We start from the raw sequence: 24,759 nt of genomic DNA on the forward strand, positions 1-24,759 counted from the left end.
CCTCAAGAAAACATGATTCCCAATCTGATTCAGGCAGACATCATTTCAAATGCCGGCCCAGTTCACGGGAGAGGCCGCGGCTCATGTAATCGAGCACTGACACGACACGCGCGTAGTCCATCCTCGTCGGACCGACAATGGCGATTGCGCCCTTTCTGCCTTCACCCGCTGTATAAGAAGCAGTGATGACACTGCAGTCTTCCATGGCCAGATGGCCGTTTTCCGACCCGATCCTGATATGGATCCCGTCACCCCCGAAATCGAACAGCAGCGCGGCAAGCGGTTCATCTTCCATATAATGCATGACCTGACGCGCTTTTTCCGGATCATTGAACTCAGGCTGTGTGAGCATGTTCATCCGGCCGCCGAAAAACAGCCGCTCTTCATTGGTCGCGCTGAGCGACTCGCGGAACGACCTGAACATGTCTCCGTACCGGCCGACATGACGCCGGAAAATACCCGAAATCTCGGTTTCCATCTTCCTGTCGATCTCGTGGAGCGGCACCCCCACAAGGTGCTCATTAAGGATGTTCACCATCCGTTCAATATCCGATGGGTGGATATCTTCCGGAATATGGAAATTTCGGTGCTCAACATGGCCGCCGTCGGTGACGATGATCGCAACTGCATAATCATCCGAAAGCGGAATGATCTGGAACCGCCTTACCGTGTGCTGCCCCACGTCCGGCCCGAGCAGAATCGAAGTGTAACTGGTCAGCTCGGATAAGATGTCCGCAGTTTTCCGGATAATCAGTTCCGTCTCAAGCAGCCGATCGTCGAAAATGGAACGGATCCTTTCAAGATCCGTCCTCTCCAGACTCCTGGTCCGGAGAAGATGATCAACATAAAACCGGTAACCCTTCTCGGACGGCACCCGTCCGGAGGAAGTGTGGGTCTTTTCGAGAAGCCCCATTTCTTCAAGATCGGCCATGTCATTACGGATGGTCGCCGCGCTGAACGGTACGGTTTCGAGTTTGGATAATTGGCGCGATCCGACAGGCTGGGCCGACCGGATGAACCCGTCGACGATCGCTTGCAAAATATGCAATTGACGCTCTGTCAGCATGATCATCACCTCTGTTAGCACTCCTTTATATCGAGTGCTAATATCTATACCCAATTTATCAAAACCCGATGCGCCCGTCAAACAAACTGCGCATCATCCTAGAAACTTCTGAAACACTTCATTTCCAAGAAAAACTCCCTTTTGGGTGAGCCGTACGGCTTCATGGTCCTCTGCGATTAGCCCCTGCTCCGTCAGGTCACGGATTTCAGTGCCATAGACCTCGTCCAGCGGTTTGCCGAACCGGCGGCTGAAATCATCGTAGCGGACACCGGCCGTCATCCGGAGACCGAGGAACATCTCTTCTTCCATTTCTTCTTCTAGGGTCACGGTGTGATCCTCGAACACAGGCCGGCGCCCTTCGTTGACCGCATTCATGTATTTCTTGAGTGGTCCATGGTTGGAGTATCGGATGCCGTTGGCATAACCATGCGCACCTGCCCCTGCACCCGCGTACGAGCGGTTTTGCCAATAGAGCTTATTGTGGACTGATTCAAAGCCCTCAATGGCGAAGTTGCTGATTTCATACTGCCTGAGTCCGGTATCCGCCATCCGTTCGATCAGACGGGAGAACATCTTCGCCTCCGTGTCCTCTCCAGGAAGCGGAAGCAGATCCTTGTTCATGAGGTTATAAAAGATCGTCTTAGGCTCTACGATCAGAGAGTAGGCGGAGTAATGCGGCAGGCCGAGTGCAAGTGCACGGTCAAGTGTATCTTCCCACTGCTCCATCGTCTGTCCGGGCAGACCGTACATGAGATCAATGCTGATTTTCTCAAACCCTTCATCCCGGGCTTGCCGGACGACCCGTTCGGCATCCCCGGGACTGTGCGTCCGCCCGAGCCGCTCCAGAAGTCCAGCGTCAAATGACTGGACACCGATGCTGAGCCTTCTGACCCCGTTCTCCCTGAGTATGACGAGCTTGTCCGGTGTCAGTTCGTCCGGGTTCGCTTCAGTGGAAAATTCAATCAGGCGCTCCGTGGGTACGGCTCTTCGGATATGGGAAAACAGTTTTTCCAGCTGTCCGTTGTCGAGCGCGGTCGGCGTTCCTCCACCGATAAATATCGTGAGCGGTCCTTCCGCGCCGAACATGCCTTCCTCGCGCATCATCAGCAGCTCTTCCCCAAGACAGTCGATGTATTCGTCCACCGGCTGGTTTTTAAAGAATACCTTGTTGAAATCGCAATAAAAGCAAATCTGGTGGCAGAAAGGGATATGGATATAGAGTCCGTCTGTCATGTTGTGTTTCCTTCTTTCATGCGAAAAAAGGAGGCAGGTCCGCCTCCTTTTTCCGGTGTTAGGATTTATCCTCGTCCATGCTGAGGACGGCCATGAAGGCTTCCTGCGGCACTTCGACGGAACCGACCTGCTTCATGCGTTTTTTACCGGCTTTCTGCTTCTCGAGAAGCTTTCGCTTCCTGGAGATGTCTCCGCCGTAACATTTGGCAAGGACGTTTTTGCCCATGGACTTGATTGTGGAGCGGGCAACGATCTTATTTCCGATCGCAGCCTGTACAGGCACCTCGAACTGCTGCCTTGGGATTAGCTCCTTCAGTTTCTCTACGATTGCCTTGCCCCGTTCATAGGCAAAGTCCCTGTGGACGATAAAGCTGAGCGCATCTACTTTTTCGGCGTTGAGGAGAATATCCATCTTCACCAGTTTGCTTGTCCGGTAGCCGATCAGCTCATAGTCGAACGATGCATATCCTTTAGTATGTGATTTTAACTGGTCGAAAAAGTCATAAACGATTTCGGACAGCGGGATTTCGTAAAGGATGTTCACCCGTACCGAATCCAGGTAATCCATTGTCAGGAAGTGCCCCCGCTTGCGCTGGCAGAGCTCCATGACGGCTCCGACATAATCGTTCGGCACCATGATGGATGCCTTGACATACGGTTCCTGCACATCCTCAATTTTTTGCGGGTCAGGCATCAGGGATGGGTTGTCCACTTTCAGGACATCCCCGTCTGTCATGATCACATCATAGATAACGCTCGGTGCCGTCGTGATGAGGTCGATATTGAACTCCCGCTCGATCCGCTCCTGGATGATTTCCATATGGAGCAGGCCGAGGAATCCGCAGCGGAAACCAAAGCCGAGCGCCTGGGAGGTTTCCGCCTCATAGGTCAGCGCAGAGTCGTTGAGCTCGAGTTTCTCAAGCGCCTCGCGGAGATCATTGTATTTCGCCGTATCGATCGGATACAGTCCGCAGAACACCATCGGATTGAGTTTCCGGTAGCCCGGCAGCTGTTCTGTTGCGGGATTGGCCGCGCTAGTGATCGTGTCCCCGACATGAGTGTCCGCAACGTTTTTGATGGAAGCCGTCAGGTAACCGACGTCTCCGACCGTCAGTTCGTCCCGATGGGTCGCTTTCGGTGTGAACACACCTGTCTCGACAACTTCGAATTCTTTGCCCGTTGCCATCATCCGGATTTTGTCGCCGGGACGCACAGACCCTTCGACGACCCTGATGTAGGTGACAACACCGCGGTACTGATCGTAAAGCGAGTCGAAGATCAGCGCTTTTAGCGGAGCTTCGGGATCACCGGTCGGTGCCGGCACTTTTTCGATGATCTGTTCCAGGATCTCTTCGATCCCGATCCCGGCCTTTGCGGATGCAAGCACCGCCTCGGATGCATCCAGACCGATCACATCTTCGATTTCCTGTTTGACACGCTCGGGATCTGCCGCCGGAAGGTCAATTTTGTTGACCACCGGCAGGATCTCCAGGTCATTGTCCAGTGCCAGATAGACGTTGGCCAGTGTCTGGGCTTCAATGCCCTGAGCCGCGTCCACGACCAAAATCGCCCCTTCGCAGGCGGCGAGGCTCCGGGAGACTTCATAGGTGAAGTCGACGTGCCCAGGTGTATCAATCAGGTGGAGAATGTATTCCTCTCCATCTTTCGCCGTATACGTAAGCTGAACGGCATTTAATTTAATGGTGATTCCTCTCTCACGCTCAAGGTCCATCGAGTCGAGGAGCTGGTTTTTCATCTCCCGTGAGGTCAGGGTTTCGGTTTTTTCCAATATCCTGTCGGCTAGCGTGGATTTTCCGTGATCAATGTGTGCGATGATCGAAAAATTCCGGATGCGCTCCCGACGTGCAAGTCGTTCTTCGCGGTTCATGCTGTCCACTCCTCTGTAAACTAGTATGAATTATAACAGTGGACAAAACATGATTCAATCCGGGGACGGCCAGGAGCCCAATGTTTTTCAGCCGCCGGCCAGAACTTCGGCCGATGCCTTTGCGACAATGGCCGCTGTACGGTTCAGCTCTTCTTCCGTATTTTCCGTCCCGCCCATCTCGACCAACAGCACATTCGGACCCAGGTCCTGGTTGTAAATCCCATCCACGCCGTGGCCGCTCTTCCGGAAGATTCCTTTGGAAATGCCCGGAACGAGCTCGTTCATCCTTGCCGAGATGCGCTCGGCCAGCTGGCGATTGGCTTCGTGTCCCCTGTGATCTTCCCCGATCACGAAATAGACTTTCGCGTAAGGGCCGTCGGCATGTACAAGCGTCGTTCTGTTTCGTCCCAGTGAGTCACGGTGAACATCAAGGACCAGTGAGTACGCGTCCGCCTGGATCTGCTTCTGGACATGTGGCCTGATGGCTTTGTAAGCCCTGCTGTGCGGGACACCGTTTTTGCTCATCTGGCCGGCATTGTCATAGTCCAGGACATCGAGTGTGATGCCGTTCATCGCGAAGTGGGAGGAAAACGCCTCCCCGAGATTCATGATGTTTTCCTTGCTATGGGAGACGGCTGCCTTGCCTTCCTTCGCGCGCAAAATCGGAGCGAAGGCTTCATGGGAATGCGTAAAATACATGAGCGCCCGACCGTTTTCGCCGGGCTCCGTCGCCTCCCCGCCGTCCTCCACCTCAAAGTCGAACAGGTTGGCAGCGTATACCAGCCGGCCTGATTCCGGAGCAGCCTCGCTCACATCCTGCTGAAGGCCGGGGATTTTCACTGTAATGAACGGCATCAGGAAAAGGAAAAGGATCAGCCATGTATAGAACTGCCACTTTTTCTTCATCAAAAAATCCCCCCTCCCGCACTATATGGCGGGAGCTGGGGATTCAGAACCTGGAGCGGATGGTGACAGCCACTTCACGACACCAGATGAAACCAGTGTGGCGTACTTAAGGATCCACGTGTCGGTCTCTTTCGGCGTGACGAACATGCTCTGCTCATCTGACGCCAGCACTTCCTCGAACAATTGCTGTTTGTCTTCCTTGGACCACTGTGACCATTCGCCGAAGATCGGCTTCAGAACTGTTTTGTCCGTCTCTTTTGTTTTGTCGTGTAGCCATGGCGTGACAGCGAGCGCGGATGATGGAGCGTTCTTTTCTTCAATCTTTGAAGCAATATAGTTGAACACGGATTCGATCGCGTCGGATACCATGACCGGGCCATCCACGACTGTAGGCACTCCAATCGCCGTCACGGGGATGCCGAGCACTTCCTTCGAAATCTCTTTCCGTTCGTTCCCGACGCCCGATCCGGGGTGGATGCCGGTGTCGGTCAACTGGATCGTCCTGCAGAGACGCGTGCTGTCCCTTGCCGCAAGCGCGTCGATCACAATGATCAGGTCGGGCCTGATCTTGTCTGCCAGCGCATGGACAAAATCACTCGTCTCAAAACCGGTCTGTCCGGTCACCCCCGCCGCATAGGCGATGAGGCCTGGGTCCTCCGAATAAAATGCCGGGACTGCCTCCTGTAGACGGTCGATTGCATAAGGCCCGACAGCATCCGGTGTAACCGAGCGGTTGCCGAGACCCACAACAAGCACTTTCGGATCGTCCGACAGTCCGAGCGGCTCATGCATTTCCCTAAGCTTGTCGGCAAGCAGTTCTTCAAGTTCCACAAAACCCTCGGAATCATCTGCCGTCAGGCCCGGTGCGGTCAGGGTGATATAAGTACCCGATTTTCTTCCGATTTTCTCTGCACCCGTTTCATCCACTCTGATTTCGGTCACGATAAAACGGCCTTTCCGCTTTTCCCGGAAGTCGATTCCGCTTGATTCCTTCAGCTTTTCTTTATCCTTTTCGGTCCGGTGTCTGACCATTTCTTCTGTTTCGTCTAGCAGATCTGTTCTGCCGAATTGCATCATGTCACTCACCTCCAGATCAGTATGCCCGGGTGTCAAGGGAATATTCTTTGCGTTTCATGATTGCAATCAACGTGTGGTTTTGATAAAATGTTGTCTGTTGCATAAAGGCAGGCCTTGCAAGAAGGCCTCTTCATGATCCGACCTTGAATGGAGGTGAATCCATTGGCAAACAGCAAACAAGCGATTAAACGAATCCGCCAGAACGAAGCTGTCAGCGCTCAAAACACAACGCAGAAATCTGCAATGCGTACAGCGATGAAAAAAGCAGAAGCGGCGATTGCCAACAACGACGAGAACGCACAAGAGCTTCTGAAAGATGCGATCCAAAAACTCGACAAAGCGGCTAACAAAGGGCTGATCCACAAGAACACAGTTGCCCGTCAAAAATCCCGCCTTACGAAAAAAGCCCAGTAATCCATACTCGGCTTTCCGACCGTCCCATCCGTTTTCCGGATGCGGGCGGTTTTTTCATGGACGGAAAGAACAAAAGCGCAAGCGCCCGTTTAGCAACGTACAAACTGGAACCCTCCGCAATGAGATAAAGGAAACACGGTGAGGAACGAGCCGATGTTGACTTAACGCAGTGGAGAATGGTGAAGTTTGCCAGTTGCTGGGCGCTGGAGCTGGATGGAACTAAAGCGCAAGCGCCCGTTTAGCAACGTACAAACTGGAACCCTCCGCAATGAGATAAAGGAAACACGGTGAGGAACGAACCGATGCTGACATATCGCAATGGAGAAGGGTGAAGTTTGCCAGTTGCCGGGCGCTGGAGCTGGCCGGGGACGCCATGTGAATAGCCATGATCCACAGTGTGACGATTTATAATTTCCTAAGCAATCAAAAAAGCCGGATCTCCAGATAAGGAGTTCCGGTTTTTTTTCATTGCACTTGCGAGATTGGCATCGAACGCTTTTCTGCAGGTCTGAGGTAACGCCAGTATACGATTTTGTCGGTCTCATCATAGCACACCGCGATGGTGGCATGTATGAACTTTTTGGAGAACATGCCCCTGAATCCGACCGGCCGGTACTGCCAGCGGTCCAGTTCTTCTTCCCATTTCTCGTATTCATAGATAGGGAGCATGCCGGCCACCCGTTTTTTCAGGCCGACTTTTTTCTTCCTGTTCATCAGGATGGCTGTTGTTTCCGATCCGACCTTGATGACCGCGCATTTGTACTCTTTCCTGAGCAAGCCGTGGATTTCGTCATCCATCATTTGGATCACCTCATGGGAAGTTGTGGGTGTTGCTAAGACATTGCCTTGTGGCGTTTACGTTAAAGTATTCACATGACTCAGGATGCGGTTGACCTTAATTACCCCGTACTATACCCCCTTTCACAATGAGCTGCAACCCTTAAAAATAATCTTTTTATTCAAAGTGGAAGCCGTCCGGGAAACCGCTGAAAAAGCCTTACTCCGGCCGGTCCGGGAAAATCAAAAAAACTGCAGAACGGGCCTTTTGCCTCTGTTCTGCAGTCTGATTTATCTGGTTCCGTTCACTTTTTGCATCAGTACGAGTTCGAGCACCCGCTCCCGGTTGCCGGAAACGGTCTTTAGCCGGAGATCGGCATCTGCAAGCCGTGAGAGGGTGGCGAGCAGGCGTGCTTCATCGGCCATCTTCCTGTTTTCGAGGATGAGTTTGACACGGTACGGATGAACCTTGAGCTGCTTGGCGATCTGGTGCTGCTGATAGCCTTTTTTCTTCAGGGCGTTTACCTGGATCATGAGCCTGACCTGATTGGCGAGGAGGGCATTCAGCCGGATCGGCTCCTCCTTGTTCTGCAGAAGGTCCCTGTAAATCATGAGAGCTTTGGCAGAGTCGCCCTGCATGTATGCGTCCAGCAGTTTGAAAGCATCGTCCTCCGGAGTTTTAGTGACGAGAAGACCGACTGTGTCTGTTCCGATTTCCTGCCCCTCGCCGGAATAAAGCGAAAGCTTTTCCATCTCAGAACGGAGACGGACCATATCCTCGCCTGCCGTTTCAATCAGCAGGCGGACGGCGGCATCCGAAATTTTGCTGCCCAACCGGACTGCCTCCTGCCTGATCCATGTTTCGATATCATGGGGCTTAAGCGATTCGGCTTCCAGGCAGACCGCATGCTTGCGGAAAGCCTTCACGACTTTTTTTCGTGCATCCAGTTTCTCGTAAGGTGCAAGAAAAAGGACGACCGCAGATTCAGGCGGATAGGCGAGCCAGTCCATCAGCCTGTCCAGGTCATGTTCAACTTTCTCCTTTCCCTTTTCGGCTGCTTTCAGGAACGACGCATTCCTCGCGATGATGAGTTTCCTTTCGCAGAAAAAAGGAAACGTATCCGCCTCCTCGATCACCGCCTCGACCGGGGTTTCATCGAGGTCAAATGTAGTTAGTTCCGACGCGGCGGCGTCGGGCATGGCCTCTTTCAGCCGTTTCTCAGTTTCATCAAAAAAATACATTTCAGGTCCGCTGACCAGATAGACAGGGGCAATGTCCCCCTTGGCCATGCTTCTCCAACTATCCGTGAACATGGTGAACACTCCGTTCCGATTCAAAAGATGCTGTTGCTTTATTATACATGAAGCAAGGCCGCTCCACAGTTTGTGAAAGTTTCATGAACCCCGTCAGATCCATCCCGGTTGTTTGTCTGCATTATAGCTTTTTTCGGCATCATCCCTTATAATATGGTGGAACCATAGGAGGGGTAGCAATGAACGAATTCGAACAGAACCCGCAGACGAAACGCAACGATGTCATCGACTCGGGCGTGGGCTTCATCGTATCCTTTGTATTCTTTTCACTGATCTTCGTCATTGCGACGGTCATTGAACTCGTTGCACGCTGATCAGGACGGAGGCTTCCGGTAAACCGGAGCCTCCGTTTTTTGTTGTCCTCCGATTATCTGCTGTAGGACTGAATGACACGGCCTTTGTGGTAGATGAACGTGATGGTACCCTGTTCTGCAGTTGAAACCGCCGGAAGTCCGGCTTGCCTGAACCGTTCCGTAACTTCCGGATGGGGATGGCCATAACGGTTCTTGCGGCCGGCGGAGAATATGGTGATTCCCGGGCTCGCGGCGGCTACAAAAGCGGTGCTGCTGGATGTGCGGCTACCATGATGGCCTGCTTTCAGAATGGTCACCGGCAGGAGAGCGCCGTATTCGCTGATGAGCCGCGCTTCCCCTTCCGCCTCCAGGTCGCCTGTGAACAGCACGCTGAAATCGTGTTGTTTAAGGTGAAGCACAAGAGAATCATTATTGCCCTGATACTCCGTTTCGTATGGACTGAGATAGCGGAACCCTATGCTGCCGTGCGTCCAACCGGTGCCCTCCATTACTTCCCTGACCGGAATGCCGGCTTGCCGGGCGGCCTCTATCACATCTGCATATCCTTCCTCCCGGTACGTGCCCGGCCCGATATGGATTTCTTTCGCACGGATCTCTCTCATCACCTCTGCTGCCCCTTCCGCATGATCGGCATCCGGATGGGTCAAAATCAGCTTGTCCACCTTCGTGATGCCTCTCCCTTTCAGTAAGGGAACAACCACCCGCTCTCCCACTCCGGAGCCGCTGGACTGTTCCTTCCCCTCTTCCTCTCCAAATCGGACTCTTCCCCCGGTATCGATCAAAATCACCCCTTGTCTGTATGGAAGCTCTATAAGTGCCGAGTCCCCCTGCCCGACATCAATGAAAGTTACGCGGATTCCCGGTGTCAGATACGGGCCAACATGGACAATCAGGCATACCGATACCAGTACGGCGCATGCGGACCGGATTTTCCGGGCCTCCACCAGCAGGAAAAAGAGAACAGTCGCACAAACGAGCAAAAGAAGTGCAGGCAGGCCGGGCCTGCCCGGTGTCCAGACGCTCAAAGGCAGCTCCGCGAAAAGATGGATGATCTCCCCCAGCTGTTCCCTGAGCGGAACATATAGTGAAAATAGCCATCCGGCGAAACCGGGAGCCAGAAATGTCAGCAACAGGAGCACCAGGTTTGCAGGCAACACGACAACCGAAAAGATGGGGACAAACAGAAGATTTGCAACAAATGATGACAGGGATGTCTCGAAGAAATGATAGAGAAGAACCGGAGTTACCGCGACCTGACAGATGACCGTTACCAGCCACGCCTGATGCAGTGCGCTCCGTGCAGTTGAGAGGATAGAAGAAGAATGGATCAGTGCAAATGCTGCAACATAGCTCATCTGGAAGCCGGGCTTGGAAACGGCGTGGGGGTCGATGAGCAAAAACAAAATCATCCCTGCTGAAAACAGCAAATCCAAACGGGGTTTTCCGGATTTGGATTCCGGCATCAGCAGCATTAGCGAAATAAGAACGGCCCGCCAGACAGGAGGGGCCCCGCCTGCCAGCATCGCATACACGGGAAGAAACAAAATGAGCCCGACCCGCACGACATTCGTCCTGATGCCGAGCCTGAGAAGGATCTCCCTCAGCAGAAAAATGAGAATGCCGACATGGAGGCCCGAGATGGCAAAAAGATGAGTGATGCCGAGCCTCCTGTAAGCGCGTTCATCTTCGGGGTCGGTTGAAGACCGCTCGCCGATGATGAGCGCTTGCGCTTCGGCAGAGACAGATGGGGGGAAATGTTTACTGATATGGCCGCCGAGCGCCTCCCTCCACCTTCTGATTATGGCCGGCATTCCGGGTGCCGGTCCGGCATAGCCTGCCTCCTGCAGACGCAGGATTCCGGCAGCTCTTTCCGCATGCAGCCATGCCCCCATATCAAAGGCATAAGTGTGTGCCGGCGGATCCGGTTCTTCCAGTTCAGCAAGGATGTAATAGCGGTGCCCGGCCACACCCTGCCGCAAAAAAAGGTTCCGCTCTTCTTCAGACCGGAACCTGTAGGTTACATACCATCTGTTGCCCTCGGAATCGGCGGCAAATCCTTTCAGTACACCGTCCGCAACCGAAACCTTGTCCGTCCATCCGATTTCCTCAGGAATATCCGGAAGGGCGGAAGGCTTTTCCACTGCGCTGAACCAGGCATATGCGCCTGCCGTCACGGCCAGCATGGCCATCCAGACAGGGAGCGGTTCCCGCTTCATGGCGGCTGCGATCACAGCGGGTAAAATCAGTGCCATGAATATCGGAGAGCCTGTACTAGCGGCAGCCGAAGCCAAAACGGGAAGCGCCAAGTACATCACAGGGTTGTCAGTCAGCTTCAGCCAAATAATGCCTTCACCTTCCTGCTGTATGCTTCAAGCTCCTCTTCGGCTGCGCCGGCGTCCTTCAGCCTGCTCAGCAGCTCCCCGTAAAGCCCGATCTTTTCCTCCGCGAGAAAATCAACTTCGCGTTCTTCGAACGGAACTTTGAGCACCCGCACGCCTGCCTGCTGGAGCAGCTGTTGGGCATACTCGTTATTTTTATAATCCGTAGCATAGACAAGCTTGGATATTCCCGCCTGGATGATGGCTTTCGTGCACTGCAGGCACGGGAAATGGGTGACATAGATTTCCGCTCCGGCCACCGGGGAGCCGTATTTCGCACATTGGAGCAGTGCGTTCATTTCTGCATGGATCGTCCTTACACAATGGCCGTCGACAACATAGCATCCTTTATCGATGCAGTGATCCCCTCCGGATATCGACCCGTTGTATCCGCCGGCAACGATCCGGTTGTCCCTGACGATTGTCGCTCCTACCGACAGTCTCGTACAAGTACTACGAAGTGCCAGCAAATGGCTCTGCGCCATGAAAAATTGGTCCCAGCTAATTCGCTCCATTCAGTCCGCCTCCTGTAATCCAACAATTCACTACTTCCAGTGTATCGGTGCAAGGTCCTGGATTCAATGTCATTTTGCAGTAATGAGTTCCTCAAGCGCAGCAAAGGTCTTTTCGCCGATCCCGCTTACTTCCTTGAGCGATGCGGGTTCGGCAAACGGGCCGTGCTCGGTCCTGTGCGCAATGATCGCTTCGGCTTTTGCCGGGCCCACGCCAGGCAGCGTCATCAGCTCCTCCGCCTCCGCCGTATTAAGATTCACCTTTCCGTCATCCATGCTGTATACAGGCAGAGCCGAGGCTGCCATCCCCTCTGTTTCATTTATGCCTTCCGGAACAATAAACGGCACATAAACGACCATCTCATCCCGCAGCCGTTCAGCATGGTTGATGGCATCAGGTACCGCATCGGGCAAAAAGCCGCCCGCCATCGCGACGGCATCAATCACCCGGTCCCCCTCCTCCGCCTTATAGACACCGGGTTTCCCGACAGCGCCTTTGACATCAACAAAAATGACCGCAACGGACGTATCCGCACGGTCATCGGCACTGATCGGGTCAATCCCGTCAGAAACTGGTATGAATGAATCCGCAGGCATGCCCGCGGTTTGGGCTTTCGAATACAGGATAAAAGTCAGGATCAGGACGGAAGCCGCAATCGGGGGGATCAGCTTCCTCCAGTTCATCTTCAGCCATTCCAAGAAAGATTCACTCCCGTGGAAGGCGGACATGGAGTCACTTCCACTATACCCGAAGCCTTATTCATTGGGAAGGCTCATTTTTCAGCATGGAAGAAAATACGCTCACTGTCCGACTCAGGGGAATCCCCTGTCCAGTCAGCCGTAACAGAACGGACGCGAAAGCCCGCTTCGGACAGAAGCCGGACATAGGTGTCAGGAGGAAATGACCGCTGAAAATGAAACTCCTCTTGCCTTTCGTAAAGACCATCCGGCCGACGGATGAAAAAGCTGATTTCTGACTCGACGGAAAGCGGTTCTTCACCCGGATACGTGTGCCAGATATACGAAACTGAGTCAAGATCCGCCGTAAAAGGGCCGTCCAGAAACAGTTCGGTCATCTTATAGGGCGAGTGGACATCGAAAAGCAAATGGCCTCCCGCATTCAGTGCATCAAAAGCATGTCGGAATACGGCGGCCACTTCTTCCTGAGCCGTCACATAGTTCAGAGAGTCGATGGCGATCACCGCGACGTCATATCCGGAGTGCCCTTCCATAGCCTGCATCGGCTGTTCGAAAAACGTTCCTTCCAGCCCTGCTTCGGCAAAACGCTCCCTGGCAGCAGCCAACATATCACCGGAAAGATCGATTCCCGTGACACGGAAGCCTTCCTTCGCAAACCGTTCAGAAAGCACCCCGGTACCGCAGCCGATGTCCAAAAGCGCGCGTCCTCCGGCAGGTCCGGCGATATTCCTTACCCAATCGGCATACTGTCCGTACGGGATGTCTTCCATGAGCTGGTCATAGACCGAAGCAAATGCCCGGTATGATTCTCCGGTCATTGGTCTTCCATTTCCAGCTCAGGCGCATCTCCCCAAAGGCGTTCCAGGTTGTAATAAGCGCGCTCGTCCTTATGGAAGACATGGGCGACGACATCGCCGAGATCGACCAGGATCCAGCGTGCCGAATCAAAGCCCTCAAGACGCTTTACATTGTAGCCGGACTCTTCGGCCCTGTCTTTGATCTCGCGGGCGATCGACTGCACCTGCCGGTCGGAGTTTCCGTGGCAGATCAGAAAATAATCCGCTAGGAGCGAGACGCCCTGCATGTTCAGTACGACCATATCTGCCGCCTTTTTATCGTCAGCGGCATTGTATACCGTTTCAAGTAATGTCTGGTTTGTCATCGGTTCAAAGCATCCTTTCCTCACAAGAGACTGTCATTATAGCATCGGAGCGTATCCGGATGGATGGCTGCACGCACTCCGGCCAGGTATTGCAGATTGTGCGCACTGCAGGCGAGCACCGCGGCGTCTAAAGAGTGCCGGGCTTCTTCCCTCAGTTTTTCCGCTCCGGGAAATGTCCGGCCGGGCTCTATCATATCAGCTGTGAATATGACTTTTTCCAGTCCGGACATGCCGGACCGGCCGGTCGTATGGAAACGGACAGCAGCGAGGATATCGGTATCCGTAATTCCGAATTCGTTATGGGAGATGACCGCTCCGGCGGGACCGTGCCAAAGTTCATGGTGAAAACCGAGGACACGGGCAGGATCGCCTTCCTCTTCCACGATTTGCCTGAGCTCCTCTTTCGGCATCGCTTTCGCCACATCATGCAGAAGTGCGGCGGTCTCCGCTTTTTCTTTATCTTCCCCAAAACGCGCCGCCAGAATCACAGCCGTTTCCGCGACACGGAGAACATGGGCGAACCTGCCCGCCGGGAGCCGGCGGGCCACCTCATCTTTCAGCAGCCGGGACGCCATACAGTCCCTCCTCCCTGATAAAACGAATTACCGGATCGGGAATCAGGTATCTGACCGACCGGCCCTCCGCCAGTTTCTCTCTCAGAATGGTCGAGGAAAGGTCGATCTGCGGGATTCCCACAATACGCACAGGGAAGCGTCCGGAAGCGCTGGTTCCAGGGCGCGGAACACCGATAAATTCGACTTTCTCCACGAGTGCATCGATGTCATGCCAAGTATGCAGCTGCTCGATGCTGTCGCCGCCGATGATAAACGAAAAATCTGTTTCCGGTTCACGAGAGCGAAGCATATCCATGGTTCGGGACGTATAAGAGACGCCTCCAGACTCCACCTCGATCGGTTCAACACTGAAATCCGGATTTCCCCTAACGGCGAGCCGTGTCATTTCAAGGCGTTGCCATGCATCTGCATCGCCTTCCTTTACTTTGTGCGGCGGCACGGCATTGGGCATAAAGCGGACTTCGTCAAGCCCGGCAGCATCCCGGACGCCTTCGGCGATCATCAGATGCCCCGAATGCGGCGGATTGAACGTACCGCCCAAAATGCCGACTTTCCTGCGATCATTCACCCGGGAGCACGAGGCGTTTATTGTCCCTCGACATCCTGTAAAGCACGATTGTCTTGCCGATCACCTGAACCAGTTCGGAGCGTGTCCGCTTAGCGAGCATCTGCGCAACGTCCTCTTTTTCCTCGGGCGCATTCTGAAGAATGGCCACTTTGATCAGCTCGCGCTTTTCGAGCGCTTCGGATATGCCGCTGATCAGCTCATCGTTGACACCTTGTTTTCCCACCTGGAATACGGGCTGCAGATGATGCGCCTCGCTTCTCAGAAACCGTTTCTGTTTTCCTGTTAGCATGTTCATTCCTCCATTTCTGCAATCAGCCTTTTTCTTGTTCCAAGCGTGTCCGGCATTTTGCCCGTCCATTCGTGGAAGGCAAGCGCCCCCTGCCAGATGAACATGCCGAGCCCGTCCACAATTACATTCCCATTGTTCAGCGCGGCTTTCAGGAAGTCCGTGTAAAGCGGACTGTAGACAATGTCCGCAACAACCGTCCTCCGGTCCAGCCTGTCCAGAGCGATCGGCAGCCCGCCTGTCGCGGTCGACATGCCCACCGGAGTGGTCTGGATGATGATTCCGAACTCCCCAAGTCTGTCTGCCGCTTCCTCCAGACCGAGGGCTTCGCCGCCAATCCGGCGGCACAGTGCTTCAGCTTTCTCCACGGTGCGGTTGCATACCGAAATCTTTCCGTAGCCTGCCTGTTTCATCGCAAGCGCGATTCCATTTGCCGCACCGCCGGCCCCTATGATCAGAACAGGTTCCTCCCTGAGCGACTGCCCGATGCGTTCTTCAAGCGACCGGACAAAGCCGGGGCCGTCTGTATTCATTCCTGCGAGGCGTCCATCAGGCAGTACCTTTACCGTGTTTACTGCCTGCATTTCCGCCGCGAGGGGATCCACTTCATCAAGATACGGAATGATCGACTGTTTATGGGGTACCGTTACATTCCATCCGGAAGCCCCAAGCCGGCGGAGGGCGTCTACTGCCTCACTTACCGTACCGGCCGGAACGTGAACCGGGATATAGGAAGCATCGATGCTGTTCTCCCCGAACCATGCCTCGTGCATGGACGGCGATTTAGAATGGGAGACCGGATCCCCGATGACCGCATACCACTTCTTCATCATTCTTCCCCCCTCAGATCAGGGAAGGACGGAGCATGACCGCAACCCCTTCGGGTGCATGGACTGCAATGACTTTACCCGACTGCTGGACGGTGATCCAGCCAAGTCCTGAGATGACGATGTCCGTCTTTTCTTCACTGATCGAAAATTCATGGCGCACGAGCGCAGGAAAAGCGTCCGCATCGGCCGCCGGCGGCGTGAGCAGATCGCCTTTCTGGCGGGCATACAGGTCGTCCGCCTTTTCCAGCTTCGTGCGGTGGATATCAAGTGCATTGGATACATGGACGGTAAATGCAGTGCGTCCGCCCTTCAGGTAATCGAATCGGGCCAGGCCGCCGAGGAACAGCGTCTGCTCCTCATTCAGCTGGAATACTTTTGGCTTGATCTCTTTTTTGGGTGTGATTACCTTCAGATCTTTTGCATCCAGCAGGTGCGCCATCTGGTGATGGTTGATGATGCCCGGCGTATCGAACATGGAGCTTCCGTCATCAAGCGGGATATCGATCATGTCCAGCGTGGTGCCCGGGAAGTGCGACACCGTGATCACGTCACCGCCCCCCGCTACCTGCTTGATGATCCGGTTGATGAATGTCGATTTCCCGACATTCGTACAGCCGACCACATAAACGTCGCGTCCTTCACGAAGCTCTTCGATGCGGCGGATTGCGCTGTCGATGCCGGTTCCCTTGTCGGCGCTCACGAGAAGGATGTCCTCCGGCTGGAGGCCGAGCTGCCTGGATTCTGACTTCATCCAGTGGATCAGTTTGTTCGGCTTCACCGACTTCGGAAGCAGGTCCGCTTTGTTGCCTACGAGAAGCACCGGATTGGACCCGGCAAAACGGTGCATGCCCGGGATCCAGCTTCCGTTAAAGTCGAAAATGTCGACGATATAGACGACGAGCGCATCTTTTGAGCCGATCGTATTCAAGATCTTCAGGAAATCGTCATCCGTAAGCGGAACCGGCTCCAATTCATTGTAATTCCTGACCCTGAAACAGCGCCGGCAAAGCGGCATCTCCTTTTCAAGGGTTGATGCCGGGGCAAAGCCCGGCGCTTTTTCATCTTCGGTCTGCAGGACTGCTCCGCAGCCGATACAGGTTTTCTCTTCGGTCACTTGATCTCCTCCCAATCGATGAGCCCCCGGCGCTTAAGCTTTTTCATAATGATCCGCTCGACCTTCCGGTTGAAACGGGTCGCCAATCCGTCTGAGCTTGCGACGGGAACGACAAGCACCGTCTGGAGCCCGCTGCGGTTCCCGCCGAAGATATCCGTCAGCAGCTGATCACCGATCACGACCACCTGATCTTTTGGGATGCCCATCTGCCTGACAGCCTGCCGGAACGCCTTGCCCATCGGCTTGCGCGCATTATGGATGAACGGGATGCCGAGCGGGTCCGAAAAGGCCCGGACGCGTTCTTCATTGTTGTTCGACACGATGGTCACATGGATGCCTGCTTCGCGCATCTCCTGCATCCATGTGATGATTTCTTCTGTGGCATCGGGCCTGTCCCATTCGACGAGTGTATTGTCGAGGTCAGTAATGACACCGCGTATTCCATTTGTCTTTAGTTTATCCGGCGTCACCCGGAACACATTCTTTACATATTCATTCGGCAAAAAAAGTCGATACACCCGATTCACTCCATTGACTCTGAATTCTTTCCCGATTATACCACAGCGCTCCTGTGTCCCACACCTCGGGCCCGTCATTCTCATGATTCCGCACATTGTGTCATATGGTGGCAGAAACAATAATGGAGGTGTTGGCGTGAGCGGGATCTTCACGGCTCTGCTGCAACTTTGGACGGATATCCCCACGCTGGTCGGCTACCTGAAAGGCCAGGCGTTCCAAAAGCCGATGAATGCGGAGGAAGAAGCGGACTGCCTGAGGCGGGTTGCCCAAGGGGACGAGAGTGCCAGGGATGAACTGATCGAGCGCAATATGCGCCTGGTTGCCCACATCGTGAAGAAATTCCATCCCCGGCACGAGCAGTTGGATGACTATATCTCGATTGGTACGATCGGCCTCATGAAGGCGGTCGGCAGCTTTACTCCGGACAAGAAGACGAAGTTCTCCACATTTGCGGCGCGCTGCATTGAAAACGAGATTCTCATGCATCTCCGTGCACAGAAAAAAGTTCAGAAGGATGTTTCCCTCTATGAGCCGATCGGCATCGATAAAGACGGCTACTCCCTGCAGATCACGGATGTACTTAAAGTCGACGAATCCACGGCTGACGACCGGCTGGAAAGGAAAGAGCGGTTCGATCGCCTTTACAGGCACCTGACCAAGCTCGACGAGCGGGAGCTGGAGATTATCCAGAGACGCTATGGCCTGCTCGACGATAATCCGATGACCCAGAAAGAGATCGCCTCACAGCTGAATATCTCCAGGAGCTACGTATCGCGCATCGAAAAACGTGCACTCGTCAAACTTTACCAGCAATTCAAACATGAAAAAGGCCCCTCCACCGCCGAGCGCGGAGGAAGGGCCGACTAAAATCACTTTTCGGAACCGAGCTGGAACATCATGACGCCAGCGAGGATCCCGGTCAAAATAAACGAACCTGCCATCAGATAAAGCACTTTGTTCACTCCTTGTCCAAGTGATCGTTTTCTCATCCGATTATAACATGCGGTTATTGAAGATACGAGACCGCACGCATGACCGCCTGCGCAGAATGTTCCGCCGCCTTCGGCAGGAACTCATCAAAAGAGACGGCCGATTCTTTTCCGGCAATGTCGGAAAGGGCGCGGATCACGACAAACGGAACTTCGAACTGGTGGCACACCTGAGCCACCGCGGCAGCTTCCATCTCCGATGCCAGCACATCCGGGAACAGTTCCCGGACACGGGAGACGCGCTCCCCGTCCGACATGAACGAATCACCTGTGACGATCAGGCCTTCCGCATGAGCGTGCTCCCCGATGTCAGCGACGGCTTTCCGTGCTGCAGCGACCAGACGGTCATCCGCTTTAAAAGCGGCGGGCAGCTGTGGGACCTGGCCAGGCTCATAACCGAAAGCCGTCACATCCACATCATGGTGGCGGACTTCCGATGAGATGACAACTGTGCCGATGTCGTGGTGCTGGTCGAAGCCACCCGCGGAGCCGGTGTTGATCACGGCATCCGGCTTGAAGCGGTCAAGCAATACGGCCGTCGACATGGCCGCATTGACTTTTCCGATCCCGCTTTTTAGAAGGACGACTTCAGCGCCGCCCAGCTTGCCGGATGTGTATTCACTATTTCCGGCAATCGTTGTTTTTTTCTCTTCGATCCGGCTGCGCAGGAGCTCAATTTCCTCTTCCATTGCGCCGATAATTGCGATCTTCATCCAAAAACCCTCCGTTCCATGACGGTCACCAGGCACCTTCAAGCGTATTGAGCTTGTCGAGCCGGACCGGCATCCAACCTTCACCGTCCACCCATTCGAGGTGGACATTGTATTTTTCAGCCTTATCTTTTGTTGATACGGTTCCGACGGATTTCTGCGGCCCGCCGCCATTTTTAACAAACCATACGATCATTTCATTTTCAGGGATTCCCGTAGCATAAGCCATGGCCCCGATCTTTTCCTGCCAGTCGATATGGCCTTTTTCGTAGACCGAGACGTGTTCTCCAGACTGTTCGGTTCCGACCGGCTTCCACGACGTATCGACGATCGTCTCATCGACGATGCCTTCGTCCGATGGGGTCCGGATCACTTTTCCCGGCTGATCCGCTTCGGCAGGTTCTTCTTCGGCGCTGCCTTCGGAGGTTGCGGACTCCTCATCTTTCCCGGAGTTATCTTCTCCGCCATTTGCGGCATTGTCTTCGCCGTCTTCTGCAGGTGCGCTTCCACCTTCAGATCCGCCGTCTCCACGGTCCGCCTGAGACTGGCCCGCTTCCTGAACGTCGTCGGCTGCCCGGTCATCCCCTCCGGTGAAGATGCCTACCGCCGTGATGACAATCAGGACGAAGACAACACCGATCAGGATATTCAGGATCCGGTTCGATTTCTGACGGTTCCGCTGTACCCTGGAATAATTCCGCTCTTCCATGCCATCTCCTCCCCCGGTAACTCTATCATAAACGATTTTCGCTTATTTGACGAAATGATTACCGCTTTGTTTCATTTTCATGAAGGAGGATTTGCAGATTCCCGAAAATGCCCGAATTCCCCGGATGTTAAGCACGCCGCCTTAAAAACAGACTCTGTTATAGAGTGTTGTTGCTTTCCGTTACGGGCTTGAAGTTGCCAAAAGCACAAGTGTTGGGCAACAAAAGGTCTTTCTGCGGGCCGGCTCCGCAAGTGAGGAAAAGAAAAAGCTGATTTCAGCGGAAGGCCCCCCGCTTGCCGCGGTTGATGGAACCCTCTGCTTGAATCAGCCGTGTTCATTTCTTCTTTAGCCTGTCAGTAAGCGATCAGCTGATGGACGTAATCTCGACGTCCATTTCCCCGCCCGGTGTCATGATTTTGACGCGGTCACCGACAGTGCGGCCGATCAGGCCTTTAGCGATTGGGGAGTCGTTCGAAATAAGGCCTTCGAACGGATCGGCTTCTGCTGAACCGACAATTGTGTACGATTCTTCGTCTCCGCCGGGGACTTCCTTGAACGTGACCGTCTTGCCAAGCCGGACACGGTCGTCGTCGCCATTGTCTTCGATGATCTCTGCATTGCGGATCATCGATTCAAGTGTGGAGATCCTGCCTTCGATAAATGCCTGATCTTCTTTCGCGGAGTCGTACTCGGAGTTCTCGGAAAGGTCGCCGAAGCTGCGCGCCACTTTGATGCGCTCGACGACTTCTTTTCGTTTAACCGTTTTCAAATATTCGAGTTCCTCGATCAATTTCTCTTTTCCCGCCTGTGTCATCGGAAATTTTTTCTCTGTGGACATGAATGATCTCTCCTTCGTCTTTCCTTCATAAAAAGAATACTATGCCGCCCCGTTACCGGGAATGCGACATAGCGGAAATGTGATGGTTTTAACTGACAAGAGTATATTACAGTTGTTGTGGAGATTCAAGAATTGTTTTTATTTTCGTCACCATAAGATCGATTGCGACCTTATTTTCCCCGCCTTCCGGGATGATAAGATCCGCGTATCGCTTTGTCGGTTCGATGAATTGGTTGTGCATCGGGCGGACGACCGACAGGTATTGGTCGATGACAGATCCGATGGAGCGGCCGCGCTCTTCGATATCCCTGCGGATACGGCGGATGATCCGGAGATCCGCGTCCGTATCGACAAAGAGTTTGATATCCATCAGGTCACGGAGCCTTGCATCATCCAAAACCAGGATTCCTTCGATGATGATGACGTCTTTCGGTTCGATGGCCACCGTTTTGTCAGAGCGGGTATGCATGGCATAATCATAGACCGGACGGTTGACCGGACGTCCCTCGAGCAGTTCTTGGATATGCTCGATCAGAAGGTCTGTATCAAAGGCAAGCGGATGGTCATAGTTCGTCTTGAGCCGCTCTTCGAATGCAAGGTCGGCCTGGTCCTTATAGTAATAGTCATGTTCGATCACGATGACGGAATGCTCTTTCACGACATCATAGATCGACCGTGTAACACTCGTTTTGCCGGAGCCCGAGCCGCCGGCGATCCCGATGATGAGCGGACGCTGTTTTGTCATAATACTGCACCTTCTTCAGTTGATTCTTTTTTCGTGCTGATCATCAGTCCGTCGCCTACCGGCAGCAGAGCCGAGTCGTAGCCGGGATGGGACATGAGCCACTCCGTAAATTCCTTTAGTTTTCGGATCATCGTCCGGTTCTTTTTCGGAATGTCCTTCGGGTCTTCAGCCGCCAGCCCATGCATGAACATATTGTCACAGTAAATCACGCCGCTGTCAGACAACAGCGGCTCGTAAATGTCAAAAAACCTTTTGTACTGGCCTTTGGCGGCATCGATGAACAAGGCATCGAACGGCCCCTCCGGAAGATTATCGCCGAGCTCCAGCGCATCCCCACGGACAAGCCGGATCCTTTCTGCCGCGTCCGACTCGCCGATGTTATTTTCGGCCTTATCCTGCATGGCAGGCTCGCGCTCGATCGTTACGACCTGAGTTCCGGGCAAGGCTTCAGCCATACGGATCGCGGAATAACCGATTGCTGTACCGATCTCCAGGATCCTTTTCGGACGCTGCACACGGAGAATCTGAAGCAGTGCTTCCATTCCCTCCAGCTGCATGATCGGCACCCTGTGCTCGCGGGCGTATCGCTCCATCTCCAAGACCCGTTCCGGCCTGGAAGGAATCAGTCCCTCCGAGTACCGGCTATATTCGTGTTCCATCATTCACACCTGCTTATCCAAAAAAATACCCGTTCATCATAGCATTATTCACATGAAAAGAGAAGGAAAGCGGAAGCTCTCCTTCTCCGGGTCATTCCCCGCTCTTCAGATATTTGTCGCGGTTCTTAAGATGTTCTTCATACGTTTTTGTAAAATGGTTGATGCCGGATGGATCCGCGAGGAAATAGAGATAATCCGTCTCGGCTGGGTTGAGTGCTGCATCGATCGAGGAATTTCCCGCATTAGAAATCGGGCCGGGCGGAAGTCCCTGATTCTGATAGGTATTGTACGCGTCGTCGATTTCCAGATCGCTGTACATCGTCCGCTCGAGATGCTTACCGTGAGCGTAGGCGACTGTCGGATCCGTCTGGAGCGGCATGCCTTCCTCGAGACGGTTCACGAAGACACTTGCGATGGACTTACGGTCCTCCGGAGTACGCGCCTCTTTTTCCACAAGCGAGGCCATTGTAAGCACCTGGTGGATCGTCCGCTCTTCTTCGGAGATCGCCTCACGATACGGAGAAATGCTCTGGTCTGTTGCCCCGATCATCTGCTCCACCAACATCTCCAGGGTCGGCTGCTCTTCAAAGACCGGATATGTTGCCGGGAACAGATAGCCCTCCAGCGGGAATTTAATCTGTTCGTTCAGGATCTCTTCGGTAAGGAGATTCGGGAACTTCGAGATCAGCTCATTGATATAAGCTTCATCCGTTACAAGTTCCATGAATTCATCCGCAGTGAATTCAGTGTTTTTCTCGATCACTTCCGAAATCTGGGCAAGGTTCAGACCTTCCGGTACGGTGAACTGAAAGACCGGTTCACGGTAAACCTTGCCGGTCTTCAGGCTTTCAAGCAGCTCATCCGGGGTCATGGCCTGACTCATATCGTAGGTGCCTGCCTGAAAATCACTTTCATTATTGAATTTTGCGTAATACTTGAAGATCCTGTTGTCTTTGATGACACCGGCTTCCTCCAATTTCATCGCAATCGAGTCCAGGTTGGAGCCGATCGGAATTTCCACAGTGACGGTCTCTTCCGAATCCGGATCAACCGGCTTTAGCGCGCCGGCCACATACGAGTAGAGGATGGCGCCGCCGATGACCAGAAGGAGCATTGCCGCAAGGAAGACGATCAGGACAATTCGCCGGATTTTCCTGACTTCCTTCTTTTTTTCATTCATGCGTTCCAGCATGACTTGTTTTTTGGATCGGTCGCTCATAAACCGTATTCCCCCTCTGCATTCCGAGGTTATTATACATGAAACGACATCAACAGGAAAGAAGTTGCGGGACGGGCGTCAGCCGGAGTGCAGTGCCCCTGTTTTTTTCGGCGGGGAATGCCAAAAAGCCCCCGGATGCAGAGCGCTGGGCACTCGGTGCATTGGGGGCTTCCGTCCGGACATCGTCTGCCGGTGTCTTACTCTTCTTCTTCGTCGTCCTCATCGTCTTCGGCAAGGAACGTGTTGAGCATCTCTTCGATCATGTCCCACTCTGCATCGGTCTCGATCGGCTTCAGTTCACCCTGTTCGCCTTCTTCTCCTGGAATAAAGGAAGAAGCCATGATCTCGATTTCCTCATTTTCGTCTTCTTCCGCACCCACAGGATAGTAAAGGACGTACGATTTGCCGAACTTTTCTTCCTCAAATGTGAACAATACCTCGCAAAGCTGCTCGTTGCCTTCTTCATCTACGACCGTGATGTGTGCATCTCCGTGTTCCATTTAAATCACCTCATCCGTTTTTTCTGTCCAGCCAGCCCTGAAGAATCATGACTGCGGCCATCTTGTCGATGACACTCTTCCGCTTTTTGCGACTGACGTCGGCACTGATGAGCATCCGCTCAGCCGCCATTGTCGTCAGACGTTCGTCATACAATTCCACAGGCAGGGAAAACTCTTCCCTCAGCAGGTCCGCAAATCGCTCGGAAGCTTCCGCACGCGGTCCCACCGTGTTGTTCATATTCTTTGGGTACCCGACTACGAATGAAGTTACACCATATTCGTTTACCAGTTCCCGGATCCGCCCGATGCCGAACTCGCCGGCCTCTTCGTCGATTCTGATCGTCTCGACGCCCTGCGCAGTCCATCCAAGCCCGTCACTGACGGCGACGCCGACCGTCTTGGTGCCGACGTCAAATCCCATCACCCTCATGAACGGTCTCCGTCATTGCCGGCGATATAGAATTTCACGAGTTCCTCGATGATCTCGTCGCGCTCAAGTTTTCGGATCATGTTTCGGGCATCATCATGCCGCGGGATGTATGCCGGATCTCCCGATAGGAGATAGCCGACAATCTGGTTGATGGGGCTGTATCCCTTTTCTTTCAGCGCGGTATGGACCTTCAGCAGAACTGTCCGCACTTCATCCTCCATCGGCTCTTCCGGAAAGTTGAACTTCATCGTCTTGTCGAATGAATCCATGATCAGCACCCCGCTTTCCCTCAGGATGCAATCGAACTTCGCATCCCATTATAGACGTA

At 53.8% G+C, this 24,759-nt stretch carries 30 protein-coding genes; 3 read left to right on the forward strand and 27 right to left on the reverse strand.

What is annotated here, in order from left to right:
- Nucleotides 1-40: 40 nt before the first annotated feature.
- The 5 genes from hrcA to gpr all read right to left on the reverse strand — a co-directional run bounded on the left by hrcA (nt 41) and on the right by gpr (nt 6,170).
- On the reverse strand, nt 41-1,066 hold the full coding sequence (gene hrcA / locus AC6CHQ_RS03850) for a heat-inducible transcriptional repressor HrcA (RefSeq protein ID WP_498080973.1): 1,026 nt from the start codon (nt 1,064-1,066) through the stop codon (nt 41-43).
- Nucleotides 1,067-1,159: 93 nt separating this feature from the next.
- Complete coding sequence (hemW, locus tag AC6CHQ_RS03855) at nt 1,160-2,299, reverse strand: radical SAM family heme chaperone HemW (RefSeq protein ID WP_498080917.1); 1,140 nt, start codon at nt 2,297-2,299, stop codon at nt 1,160-1,162.
- Between the two features lie 58 nt (nt 2,300-2,357).
- A complete protein-coding gene (gene lepA / locus AC6CHQ_RS03860; protein WP_498080918.1) occupies nt 2,358-4,187 on the reverse strand; it encodes a translation elongation factor 4 in 1,830 nt (609 codons plus the stop codon).
- Nucleotides 4,188-4,274: 87 nt separating this feature from the next.
- Nucleotides 4,275-5,093 carry a stage II sporulation protein P gene (spoIIP, locus tag AC6CHQ_RS03865; protein WP_498080919.1) on the reverse strand — a complete coding sequence of 273 codons (819 nt, stop codon included), beginning with the start codon at nt 5,091-5,093 and terminating at the stop codon, nt 4,275-4,277.
- Nucleotides 5,094-5,114: 21 nt separating this feature from the next.
- Nucleotides 5,115-6,170 carry a GPR endopeptidase gene (gpr, locus tag AC6CHQ_RS03870; protein ID WP_498080920.1) on the reverse strand — a complete coding sequence of 352 codons (1,056 nt, stop codon included), beginning with the start codon at nt 6,168-6,170 and terminating at the stop codon, nt 5,115-5,117.
- 162 nt (nt 6,171-6,332) lie between these two features.
- Between gpr and rpsT the strand changes: the two genes are divergently transcribed.
- Nucleotides 6,333-6,584, forward strand: coding sequence for a 30S ribosomal protein S20 (gene rpsT, locus AC6CHQ_RS03875; protein WP_092051274.1), 252 nt, complete (start codon nt 6,333-6,335; stop codon nt 6,582-6,584).
- A gap of 465 nt (nt 6,585-7,049) precedes the next feature.
- Here rpsT and AC6CHQ_RS03880 read toward each other — a convergent pair whose 3' ends face one another.
- A complete protein-coding gene (locus tag AC6CHQ_RS03880) occupies nt 7,050-7,385 on the reverse strand; it encodes a hypothetical protein (RefSeq protein ID WP_498080921.1) in 336 nt (111 codons plus the stop codon).
- 267 nt (nt 7,386-7,652) lie between these two features.
- On the reverse strand, nt 7,653-8,675 hold the full coding sequence (holA, locus tag AC6CHQ_RS03885; RefSeq protein ID WP_498080922.1) for a DNA polymerase III subunit delta: 1,023 nt from the start codon (nt 8,673-8,675) through the stop codon (nt 7,653-7,655).
- 179 nt (nt 8,676-8,854) lie between these two features.
- On the opposite strand from holA, the gene AC6CHQ_RS03890 reads away from it, so the two are divergent.
- Nucleotides 8,855-8,989, forward strand: coding sequence for a YqzM family protein (locus AC6CHQ_RS03890; protein WP_092051279.1), 135 nt, complete (start codon nt 8,855-8,857; stop codon nt 8,987-8,989).
- Between the two features lie 53 nt (nt 8,990-9,042).
- Here AC6CHQ_RS03890 and AC6CHQ_RS03895 read toward each other — a convergent pair whose 3' ends face one another.
- The 11 genes from AC6CHQ_RS03895 to AC6CHQ_RS03945 form a co-directional block, all read right to left on the reverse strand.
- Nucleotides 9,043-11,241: a DNA internalization-related competence protein ComEC/Rec2 gene (locus AC6CHQ_RS03895; RefSeq protein WP_498080923.1), complete on the reverse strand. Its 2,199-nt coding sequence runs from the start codon at nt 11,239-11,241 to the stop codon at nt 9,043-9,045.
- An 80-nt stretch (nt 11,242-11,321) separates the two neighbouring features.
- Entirely contained in the window at nt 11,322-11,882 is a 561-nt protein-coding gene (locus AC6CHQ_RS03900; protein WP_251240497.1) for a ComE operon protein 2, read from the reverse strand.
- 69 nt (nt 11,883-11,951) lie between these two features.
- Nucleotides 11,952-12,578 carry a helix-hairpin-helix domain-containing protein gene (locus AC6CHQ_RS03905; RefSeq protein WP_251240496.1) on the reverse strand — a complete coding sequence of 209 codons (627 nt, stop codon included), beginning with the start codon at nt 12,576-12,578 and terminating at the stop codon, nt 11,952-11,954.
- Between the two features lie 74 nt (nt 12,579-12,652).
- On the reverse strand, nt 12,653-13,396 hold the full coding sequence (locus AC6CHQ_RS03910; protein WP_251240495.1) for a class I SAM-dependent DNA methyltransferase: 744 nt from the start codon (nt 13,394-13,396) through the stop codon (nt 12,653-12,655).
- Entirely contained in the window at nt 13,393-13,740 is a 348-nt protein-coding gene (gene rsfS / locus AC6CHQ_RS03915) for a ribosome silencing factor (RefSeq protein WP_251240494.1), read from the reverse strand. Before rsfS ends, AC6CHQ_RS03910 begins: the two co-directional genes overlap by 4 nt.
- A 20-nt stretch (nt 13,741-13,760) precedes the next feature.
- Nucleotides 13,761-14,315 (reverse strand): bis(5'-nucleosyl)-tetraphosphatase (symmetrical) YqeK, encoded by a 555-nt coding sequence (gene yqeK / locus AC6CHQ_RS03920; RefSeq protein ID WP_251240493.1) that lies wholly within the window; start codon nt 14,313-14,315, stop codon nt 13,761-13,763.
- Complete coding sequence (locus tag AC6CHQ_RS03925; protein WP_498080974.1) at nt 14,290-14,859, reverse strand: nicotinate-nucleotide adenylyltransferase; 570 nt, start codon at nt 14,857-14,859, stop codon at nt 14,290-14,292. Before AC6CHQ_RS03925 ends, yqeK begins: the two co-directional genes overlap by 26 nt.
- Before the next feature lie 16 nt (nt 14,860-14,875).
- Complete coding sequence (yhbY, locus tag AC6CHQ_RS03930; RefSeq protein WP_092051289.1) at nt 14,876-15,172, reverse strand: ribosome assembly RNA-binding protein YhbY; 297 nt, start codon at nt 15,170-15,172, stop codon at nt 14,876-14,878.
- Nucleotides 15,173-15,174: 2 nt separating this feature from the next.
- On the reverse strand, nt 15,175-15,999 hold the full coding sequence (aroE, locus tag AC6CHQ_RS03935) for a shikimate dehydrogenase (protein ID WP_498080924.1): 825 nt from the start codon (nt 15,997-15,999) through the stop codon (nt 15,175-15,177).
- Nucleotides 16,000-16,012: 13 nt separating this feature from the next.
- A complete protein-coding gene (yqeH, locus tag AC6CHQ_RS03940) occupies nt 16,013-17,113 on the reverse strand; it encodes a ribosome biogenesis GTPase YqeH (protein WP_251240491.1) in 1,101 nt (366 codons plus the stop codon).
- Nucleotides 17,110-17,631, reverse strand: coding sequence for a YqeG family HAD IIIA-type phosphatase (locus AC6CHQ_RS03945; RefSeq protein WP_251240490.1), 522 nt, complete (start codon nt 17,629-17,631; stop codon nt 17,110-17,112). The genes yqeH and AC6CHQ_RS03945 overlap by 4 nt, the downstream gene beginning before the upstream one ends.
- 136 nt (nt 17,632-17,767) lie before the next feature.
- Here AC6CHQ_RS03945 and sigK point away from each other — a divergent pair, with 136 nt between their 5' ends.
- Complete coding sequence (gene sigK / locus AC6CHQ_RS03950) at nt 17,768-18,499, forward strand: RNA polymerase sporulation sigma factor SigK (protein ID WP_498080925.1); 732 nt, start codon at nt 17,768-17,770, stop codon at nt 18,497-18,499.
- Between the two features lie 139 nt (nt 18,500-18,638).
- Here the strand turns inward: sigK and mtnN are convergent, their stop codons facing one another.
- From mtnN to AC6CHQ_RS03995, 9 genes are all read right to left on the reverse strand, one after another.
- Nucleotides 18,639-19,334 carry a 5'-methylthioadenosine/S-adenosylhomocysteine nucleosidase gene (mtnN, locus tag AC6CHQ_RS03955; RefSeq protein ID WP_251240488.1) on the reverse strand — a complete coding sequence of 232 codons (696 nt, stop codon included), beginning with the start codon at nt 19,332-19,334 and terminating at the stop codon, nt 18,639-18,641.
- A 25-nt stretch (nt 19,335-19,359) separates the two neighbouring features.
- Nucleotides 19,360-20,040, reverse strand: coding sequence for a YrrS family protein (locus AC6CHQ_RS03960; protein WP_251240487.1), 681 nt, complete (start codon nt 20,038-20,040; stop codon nt 19,360-19,362).
- Nucleotides 20,041-20,404: 364 nt separating this feature from the next.
- Nucleotides 20,405-20,878, reverse strand: a complete 474-nt coding sequence (greA, locus tag AC6CHQ_RS03965; protein WP_092051302.1) for a transcription elongation factor GreA — start codon at nt 20,876-20,878, stop codon at nt 20,405-20,407.
- Nucleotides 20,879-20,984: 106 nt separating this feature from the next.
- Nucleotides 20,985-21,623, reverse strand: coding sequence for a uridine kinase (gene udk, locus AC6CHQ_RS03970; RefSeq protein WP_092051304.1), 639 nt, complete (start codon nt 21,621-21,623; stop codon nt 20,985-20,987).
- Nucleotides 21,620-22,285 carry an O-methyltransferase gene (locus AC6CHQ_RS03975; RefSeq protein WP_251240486.1) on the reverse strand — a complete coding sequence of 222 codons (666 nt, stop codon included), beginning with the start codon at nt 22,283-22,285 and terminating at the stop codon, nt 21,620-21,622. The genes udk and AC6CHQ_RS03975 overlap by 4 nt, the downstream gene beginning before the upstream one ends.
- A gap of 88 nt (nt 22,286-22,373) precedes the next feature.
- Nucleotides 22,374-23,501, reverse strand: coding sequence for an endolytic transglycosylase MltG (mltG, locus tag AC6CHQ_RS03980; protein ID WP_498080926.1), 1,128 nt, complete (start codon nt 23,499-23,501; stop codon nt 22,374-22,376).
- 197 nt (nt 23,502-23,698) lie between these two features.
- The gene (locus AC6CHQ_RS03985; protein WP_092051309.1) at nt 23,699-24,001 is read right to left on the reverse strand and encodes a DUF1292 domain-containing protein; all 303 of its coding nucleotides are present in this window, start codon (nt 23,999-24,001) and stop codon (nt 23,699-23,701) included.
- Nucleotides 24,002-24,011: 10 nt separating this feature from the next.
- A complete protein-coding gene (ruvX, locus tag AC6CHQ_RS03990; RefSeq protein WP_251238591.1) occupies nt 24,012-24,431 on the reverse strand; it encodes a Holliday junction resolvase RuvX in 420 nt (139 codons plus the stop codon).
- Nucleotides 24,428-24,700, reverse strand: a complete 273-nt coding sequence (locus AC6CHQ_RS03995; RefSeq protein ID WP_092052145.1) for an IreB family regulatory phosphoprotein — start codon at nt 24,698-24,700, stop codon at nt 24,428-24,430. The genes ruvX and AC6CHQ_RS03995 overlap by 4 nt, the downstream gene beginning before the upstream one ends.
- Nucleotides 24,701-24,759: the final 59 nt, after the last annotated feature.

The sequence above is a fragment of the Bhargavaea sp. GQ12 genome (assembly GCF_059758705.1).